This window comes from Serratia sp. OS31 (genome assembly GCF_014164835.1).
GTDB lineage: Bacteria > Pseudomonadota > Gammaproteobacteria > Enterobacterales > Enterobacteriaceae > Serratia > Serratia liquefaciens_A.
Window position 1 is genome coordinate 1 of the sequence record NZ_JACJFQ010000087.1, and the last position, 1620, is coordinate 1620.

Here is a 1620-nt window from a genome sequence, read left to right on the forward strand (position 1 = left end):
TCAACCCTGAGGCGTGATGACGATGCACTACGGTGCAGAAGTAGTTGATGCCAAGCTTCCAGGAAAAGCCTCTAAGCATCAGGTAACACAGAATCGTACCCCAAACCGACACAGGTGGTCAGGTAGAGAATACCAAGGCGCTTGAGAGAACTCGGGTGAAGGAACTAGGCAAAATGGTGCCGTAACTTCGGGAGAAGGCACGCTGGCGCGTAGGTGAAGAGACTTGCTCTCGGAGCTGAAGCCAGTCGCAGATACCAGCTGGCTGCAACTGTTTAATAAAAACACAGCACTGTGCAAACACGAAAGTGGACGTATACGGTGTGACGCCTGCCCGGTGCTGGAAGGTTAATTGATGGGGTCAGCCGCAAGGCGAAGCTCTTGATCGAAGCCCCAGTAAACGGCGGCCGTAACTATAACGGTCCTAAGGTAGCGAAATTCCTTGTCGGGTAAGTTCCGACCTGCACGAATGGCGTAATGATGGCCAGGCTGTCTCCACCCGAGACTCAGTGAAATTGAACTCGCTGTGAAGATGCAGTGTACCCGCGGCAAGACGGAAAGACCCCGTGAACCTTTACTATAGCTTGACACTGAACATTGAGCCTTGATGTGTAGGATAGGTGGGAGGCTTTGAAGCGTGGACGCCAGTCTGCGTGGAGCCAACCTTGAAATACCACCCTTTAATGTTTGATGTTCTAACTCGGCCCCGTGATCCGGGGTGAGGACAGTGTCTGGTGGGTAGTTTGACTGGGGCGGTCTCCTCCCAAAGAGTAACGGAGGAGCACGAAGGTTAGCTAATCACGGTCGGACATCGTGAGGTTAGTGCAAAGGCATAAGCTAGCTTGACTGCGAGAGTGACGGCTCGAGCAGGTACGAAAGTAGGTCTTAGTGATCCGGTGGTTCTGAATGGAAGGGCCATCGCTCAACGGATAAAAGGTACTCCGGGGATAACAGGCTGATACCGCCCAAGAGTTCATATCGACGGCGGTGTTTGGCACCTCGATGTCGGCTCATCACATCCTGGGGCTGAAGTAGGTCCCAAGGGTATGGCTGTTCGCCATTTAAAGTGGTACGCGAGCTGGGTTTAGAACGTCGTGAGACAGTTCGGTCCCTATCTGCCGTGGGCGTTGGAAGATTGAGAGGGGTTGCTCCTAGTACGAGAGGACCGGAGTGAACGCACCACTGGTGTTCGGGTTGTCATGCCAATGGCACTGCCCGGTAGCTAAGTGCGGAAAAGATAAGCGCTGAAAGCATCTAAGCGCGAAACTTGCCTCGAGATGAGTCTTCCCTGGGCCTTTAAGGTCCCTGAAGGAACGTTTAAGACTAAGACGTTGATAGGCTGGGTGTGTAAGTGCAGCGATGCATTGAGCTAACCAGTACTAATGATCCGTGAGGCTTAACCTTACAACACCGAAGGTGTTTTAGAGAGACAGATTTTCAGCGAAGTTCCGAGATTGGTTTCAATGGCTATGCGAGTAGCGGTTGGAATGAAACAGAATTTGCCTGGCGGCAATAGCGCGGTGGTCCCACCTGACCCCATGCCGAACTCAGAAGTGAAACGCCGTAGCGCCGATGGTAGTGTGGGGTCTCCCCATGCGAGAGTAGGACACTGCCAGGCATCAA

At 53.0% G+C, this 1620-nt stretch carries 2 rRNA genes; both read left to right on the forward strand.

The annotated features are described in order from the left end of the window. A 23S ribosomal RNA gene (locus H5P17_RS26385) occupies positions 1 to 1401 on the forward strand; the annotation flags it as partial. Between the two features lie 98 nt (positions 1402 to 1499). Next, positions 1500 to 1615, forward strand: a 5S ribosomal RNA gene (gene rrf / locus H5P17_RS26390). The last annotated feature ends 5 nt before the right edge of the window (positions 1616 to 1620 follow it).